Genomic DNA, 5,714 nt, shown 5'->3' with positions numbered 1-5,714 from the left:
TTGTTTAAATTCTTGTGTAAATGTTCTCCGCTCTCTTTTGGTCATGGTAGGTTCTCCTCGTTTATATTAACTGTAGTCTACTTGACCTTAAAATTTCTGTCCAACTAAGTGTAGCCTATCCAGTATTCAAAAAATAAATAAGCGATTCTTTTCTGATAGCTTTGTACAATCATATTTGCAATTTATAATCAAAAATCCGAATAAGATTTATCTTGAAGAAATGTATGTTCATTTGAAGATGTTGTCTATTAGGGCTTTAGAAACTATTTTTGAAATAGATATTCAAAGTGGGTTAATTCCTAATCTAGAAAAGACTCAATCAAAAAGGAAAGAGAAAGAATTAAATTTAGATTTATCTAATATATGGAATGAATTAAATGCAAAGTCAGATTCGAATATAGCTTACGGAACATTAATGGAATTTTCACATGACATGTTGAAAAGTTGGGATAATGAATTACTTCTTAAGTATAGGGATTCTCCTAAGTTACAAAGCATCAATATAGAATTTCCACAAATGTATTTGGATTCTGTTGTAGAATTAACTTATCCTGAAGCCTATGTAGCGTGTTTTATGGATAATTGTTCAAATTCCTCTATATGGGGTACATATGGAAACAACCATACAGGAGTTTGCTTGAAATTCAAAACAAATAACGCATCGAATCCAATGTTGCCATTGAAAACAAAAATTGGTTACAGTAGTACAAGCGGTAATATTTATGATTATCGAGATTTTCCTTTGCAACCAATGGAATATTCTTCTATTTTTGATGAATTAGACTTTTTTAGAAATTTAGGACGATTACCGATACGACAATTAAAAGAACAGTGGTATACAGATGAGAATGGGGAATTAAGTATTTGTTGTGAGAATATGTTTTCGCAAGAGGACGAATGGCGAAAACAATATTGGAATGTATATGGGGGAGCTTATTTAAAAAAACTACCAGTTTGGTCGCATGAAAGAGAGTATCGCATTATATTAAGTAGTGTACTTGATTCTTTTGATGACCCAAAGGATAGATTATTAGAATATAAATTTGAGAATCTTGAGGCGATAATTTTTGGAATGAAAACACCCAAAGAAGCGAAAACGGAAATCATTGAAATTGTAAGAAGAAAGTGTGAAGAGTTAGGGAGAAATGAATTAGAATTTTTTGAAATGGCGTATTCTAATAGCAAGAATGAATTATATCCACGAAAGCTACTTTTTTAAAATCTAAATAGTCATAGTAATATTGCAAGAGTTACTAGTGGTAGTCCAACTTATTAAATTAAAAAATAAATAATGATAATTAAAGAGAGTCAGCCAAGTGCTGATTCTTTTTTATATGAAGTAGGCAAGTAGATGGATAGAGGGATATTATACATTTTGGTGTATTTCTCCTTTATTTATAGAAGGTAGAACTGATGGGGGCACTTAGCATGAAAATTTTTAGGATTCGATACGATAAAAATAATAATCTACAATTTATGGTTACTTATCCTTTCTAAAAACAATCTGTTAAAATCTAATAAAAAGACCTTTCTTAATAGAAAGGCTACACTTTATTAATCTTCAATTAGAAATCTTGCCATGATTCGAGTTTATTATTTCTAAAGTATAAATAAGTTGCTCCATCGAGTACATCTCCATAAATCCATTGTTCTGTAGAACCACTATAGGATTTGGAATAAGAATTAATATCATCAGCATAGCCCCAAGAAAGGAATACTTGATTTGTTGTCATTCCTAGTTTTATTTTCTCCTTTTTAATCAAATCCCAAGTTGATTTACTGTACTTATATTTTTTAAATGGGTTTGTTTTCATGTAGTACCATTTCTCGGTTCCTTTTTTAGCACTTAAAGTGTAATACTTAGATTTTGCCTTTAAAACATAGTCATAATAATCTGTACTACCATATTTCTTTTTACTTATAATTATTGCCTCTTGCAAATTTGTGAGATCGTCTGCTGCAGGGTTTCTCAACCATACTCGTTCTTTCCCAACGGTTTCTTTCATATGTTTTGAAGGCTTTTGATACGTCACAGAACTATTATTTTTAACTAATTTATTGTCCCCAATACTTAATAGTTCCCCATATCTATCTGAATCACGAGTAGAGTAGATAGGGTATTCTTTCCCTTTTTTCAATATTCCAATCTTTATTAATTCATCATATTCCTTATCCCAATAATATAAATTAGTATTTTTCTTAACAATTATTTTACCAATGTGATTCGCTTTGTAAGTTATTTGCCCCCATTTGTAGGAAGTAATTTTTTCTGCATAGGCACTGCTCATAGGAATTAATACTGATGAGAGCAGTAAAATAAATGAAAATGTAAAGACTAGTATTTTTTTCATCAATCAAACTCCTTTCTAATCGGGTATATTTGATTATTTATAGTTAAAATGTATCATTTGGATTAGATGAAGTAAATGTTAATTATGGAATAATACAGACTGTAAGTCTTGTATCTGAATGATATAATAGTCCTGTGATTATAGAAAAAAGGGGAGCTTAAGGTTAATGAAAAAGGTATTTAAGATATTGATTATGCTTATTTTAGTATTATCGTTTTTTTCTTTTAATTCATCGAATACGGAAGCTGCTACTACTAAAATAGCACACGTAAATATTAAGAGTGGTACCCTTACTGTTCGAAGCGGTGCAGGAACGAAATACAAAAAAGTTGGATCATTAAAAAAGGATGCAGGAGTTTATATCTATTCCCAAACTAAGAATGGTTGGTCAGAAATTCGTTATAAAAACAAGAAAGCCTATGTTGCAACAAAGTATTTGAAGCTTGCTAATTCTTATTTAATGAATAAGGCGAAAGTGTACAGGTATATGGCTGAAGGCGGTGTTATAAGAGAATATGTCTACTCGGGTAAAAATAAAGATGGAGCAGACGAATGGGTAGTAAATGGGGAAGATATTGAAGTCATGCGTGAAAATAAAAATGGATTATATGCCGGATATTCGGGGTTATATGGAATTGAATATTATTTGGAGTTAAAATATCCAATCAAAAAGGGGAAATCATGGATAAATGGGGCGAGTGGTGAAGGTGCTGCTATTACCTCAGTTTCTAAAACCGTGAAGACTCCAGCTGGTGTATTTAAAAATTGTATTGAAGTACAAACTTATAATGGTTATAAAATGTACTATGCTAAAAATGTAGGGTTTATTCAGGCTGGTTTTGACGGACTAATTAAGTATCAACTTATTAGATTAGAAAATAAAAAATGAAGCAGAGGATTGATCCTCTGTTTTTTTATTTTACTTAAAAAGAAAGCCTAGGATAGTATAACAATTTTGATGATAGTAAAATATACAGAAGTAACAGAAGTAACAGAAGTAACAGAAGTAACAGAAACTCTTGACTAATACACTCAAAAAAATTATGAAAATTAACATATCCCTATATTTACGCCGTGGTATAATTTTACTACAGACTATTGGAGAAAATATAAAATAAAATTACTATTATCCTGTATGAGCATTACTTTGCCTCTAATATTACTTTTTTAATTGAAGAAGCATTAGCACATATTAAGCCTAGAGAGATTCATTATTCTAGAAGTTAAATATAATTCGGCATGAATTATATTCGGGAGGAGATACTATGCAATTTACTCAAAGAACCATTTTAGGATTGTTTGATAGCTCACAGAAAAAGTTTGTTATTCCTGTTTATCAAAGGGCTTATTCTTGGGAAAAAGATGAATGGCAAACATTTTTAAATGATCTATTAGAGCAAATAAAAGGTGATAACCATTATTATTATGGGAACTTGTTGCTAGAAACGATCAAGAAGGATAGAGAGTACGATATTATTGATGGGCAACAACGCATAACAACATTAACAATTTTTATTAGAGCTCTAATTGATGCTTTTAAATTTAAGCAAGATAGTGGTAAAGATATTCCAATTAGTTTAGAAGATAAAGAGAAAATATATCTCAAAAATAATGGTAATATTAAACTCAGACCTGTTGAATACGATAGAGCCTGCTATGATTCACTAATAATTGAGGGGAATGCTTCTTTTGAAACAAACACTCCGTCTCAAAAAAGAATTAGAGATGCAAAAAGTTTTTTTACTCATGAACTGAAAAAGAAAGACTTAACGACACTTGTTAGTATATTGGATGTAATAGAAAGTACAGAAATAAATTGTATAGAATTACAGGGGAAAAAAGATTCGGCACTTATGTTTGAATTGCAAAATAATAGAGGTAAGGATTTAACTAACCTTGAAAAACTTAAATCTTACTTTATGTATCAAATCTATGTACATAGTGTAAAAGAAGAAACTGATTCCAATATTGAAGCTATCTCTAATGTCTTTAAGCATATTTATACCATCACAAATGATATAAAAATAAACGAAGATAGTGTATTAATGTATCACTGCTATGCTTATACAAAACAGGGGTATAATTATAGAACCTTGGATGATATAAAATCTGAGTATAAAGCATCTACAGACAAGGTTAAATGGATTAAAAATTTTGCAGCTGAACTACATACATCCTTTTCAAATATGAAAAAATTAGAGCAAAATAAAGATGAATACCTAATAAAAATAAGGAACTTAGGAATGCCTGCATTTGTCTATCCATTCCTTATTAAAGGAATGAAATTTTCAGGTGATAATAACCAAAGTTTATCAAAACTTTTTAATTTGTTAGAAATACTCGTGTTTAGGTATAAATTAATTAATAGTAGAGCTGATATCAATAGTAGATTAAATAGAACCTTACTAGATTTTACAGGTGATTTGTTGTGGTTAAAAAACTCATTTAAGACCAAACTAAATGAAGCATGGTATTGGGGAGATTATAGAGTAAAAGAGTATTTAGATGGGTATATGTACGATAGTGGAGTTTTGTCATATCTTTTATGGAGTTATGAAGACTTTATTCAAAGTAGAGGCTATTCAATTGGTAATTGTAGTATTTTAAATCAGCAAATTGAACACATTTCTCCTCAAACTCCAAATAATAAAGGAGTAGAAGCTGGATATGAAGTAGATATTGAAAATTCATATTCAGAGCAATTTGTAAACGAATATTTAAATTGTTTAGGAAACCTTATGCTAATATCAGGATCTCACAATGCTTCAATCGGAAATCGTCCTTTTGTAGAAAAACTGGATTCTTATAATAGTAATCCATTGTTAAAACAGCAAGCCGAAATTAAAAACTTTATAAGCGGTACAGTTGATTTCCCAATTTGGGATAGTGAATCAATAAATAAGAGACATAAAAAATTAGTTGACTTTGCTGTGAAAAACTGGAGCTTTGAGAGCGTGGAATTATAAGTATATTCCTATTATATCTCTATTAATTTCTGACATATATGAAGTGTTGTTTAATATTGAGGTGTGCATTGGAGTCTTACCGAGGAATCGGTAGGACTTTTTGTTGTGTTACAGCATGGGTGTGTCTGGTGGTTACACAGAATCTGAAGTAAGTGATCGAAATTAAAAGTGTCATGGATTTAATTCAAACAGAAAAAACATAGATTTTAATTGAGGATGTAAGTGAAGGGGACATTATACATTTTAGTGTACTTAACCTTTTGTTGCAGAATGCTGTGTTTGATAAGTTAGATTTGAGCCACTTTTACACGATTTGATCACATAAAAAATGAGCCACCTAATTTCCAATTCTATAAACCTCTCTTATGATAGAAAGTGACCAAACTTACTACATTTG

General features: G+C 30.2%; 4 protein-coding genes. 3 read left to right on the top strand and 1 reads right to left on the bottom strand.

The features are described from left to right. Window positions 1-238 precede the first annotated feature (238 nt). Window positions 239-1,219: a DUF2971 domain-containing protein gene (locus ACE199_RS23305; protein WP_375351896.1), complete on the top strand. Its 981-nt coding sequence runs from the start codon at window positions 239-241 to the stop codon at window positions 1,217-1,219. A gap of 346 nt (window positions 1,220-1,565) precedes the next feature. On the opposite strand, the gene ACE199_RS23300 is transcribed toward ACE199_RS23305, so the two are convergent. Continuing rightward, the gene (locus tag ACE199_RS23300) at window positions 1,566-2,351 is read right to left on the bottom strand and encodes a hypothetical protein (RefSeq protein WP_375351895.1); all 786 of its coding nucleotides are present in this window, start codon (window positions 2,349-2,351) and stop codon (window positions 1,566-1,568) included. 166 nt (window positions 2,352-2,517) lie between these two features. On the opposite strand from ACE199_RS23300, the gene ACE199_RS23295 reads away from it, so the two are divergent. Further along, window positions 2,518-3,240 carry an SH3 domain-containing protein gene (locus ACE199_RS23295; RefSeq protein ID WP_375351894.1) on the top strand — a complete coding sequence of 241 codons (723 nt, stop codon included), beginning with the start codon at window positions 2,518-2,520 and terminating at the stop codon, window positions 3,238-3,240. Window positions 3,241-3,616: 376 nt separating this feature from the next. Further along, window positions 3,617-5,317, top strand: a complete 1,701-nt coding sequence (locus ACE199_RS23290; RefSeq protein ID WP_375351893.1) for a DUF262 domain-containing protein — start codon at window positions 3,617-3,619, stop codon at window positions 5,315-5,317. The last annotated feature ends 397 nt before the right edge of the window (window positions 5,318-5,714 follow it).

This window comes from Peribacillus sp. Hz7 (genome assembly GCF_042136355.1).
GTDB classification, from domain to species: domain Bacteria; phylum Bacillota; class Bacilli; order Bacillales; family DSM-1321; genus Peribacillus; species Peribacillus asahii_A.
Note: the sequence above shows the minus strand (reverse complement) of the source record. Positions and strands in the feature narration are given on the sequence as shown.

Coding starts and splice junctions, on each gene's coding strand:
- ACE199_RS23305 (WP_375351896.1), top strand. CDS start 239: ATGTTGTCTATTAGGGCTTTAGAAACTATTTTTGAAATAGATATTCAA.
- ACE199_RS23300 (WP_375351895.1), bottom strand. CDS start 2,351: ATGAAAAAAATACTAGTCTTTACATTTTCATTTATTTTACTGCTCTCA.
- ACE199_RS23295 (WP_375351894.1), top strand. CDS start 2,518: ATGAAAAAGGTATTTAAGATATTGATTATGCTTATTTTAGTATTATCG.
- ACE199_RS23290 (WP_375351893.1), top strand. CDS start 3,617: ATGCAATTTACTCAAAGAACCATTTTAGGATTGTTTGATAGCTCACAG.